The 595-nt window shown below is 56.1% G+C and carries 1 protein-coding gene; it reads left to right on the forward strand.

All coding sequences use genetic code 11. From position 1 onward, the window contains the following. Positions 1 to 595, forward strand: a 595-nt coding sequence (locus J5224_RS34085) for a phosphoethanolamine transferase domain-containing protein (protein ID WP_264629273.1), incomplete at both ends; no start/stop codon positions are given.

The raw sequence follows: 595 nt of genomic DNA on the forward strand, positions 1-595 counted from the left end.
ATTTATTGCTCACGCCAGTTTTGGTCTTGCCGTATGTGCGCAAACCGCTGCTGGCGTTGCTGGTTGTCATCAGTGCCAGTTGCAGCTACTTCATGCTCTATTACAACGTGTTAATCGATCGCAGCATGATACAGAACGTGTTCGAGACCAATCAGGCAGAACTCACCTCGTACTTTTCCATCCCCCTGCTGCTCACCATTATTGCGCTTGGCGTGTTGCCTGCGGTAGCGATGGTGTGCTTGCCGACCCAAAAGACCGGGCGGCTGTCGCAAGCCGTGCTGTGGTGGCTCGGCAATGTACTGGTGACAGTCGCGGTGCTGGCCGTGGTGACCATGGCGTTCTACAAAGACTACGCCTCGCTGCTGCGCAATAATCTGCAAATCAAGGATCAAGCGCTGCCCTTTAACGTGGTGCGCAACACCAACGGCTACCTGAAACGCTACCTGAAACGTACGAAATCACAGTTGTTGCGTATTGTGGCCGCAGATGCCACACGTCCTGCGGCGGCGGCTGGTCAGCGCCCCAAGTTGGTGATTGTCGTGGTGGGCGAAACGGCGGGAGCGCAGAACGTTGAGCCTAATGGCTATCCGCGTGC

Source organism: Candidatus Symbiopectobacterium sp. NZEC135 (genome assembly GCF_025962695.1).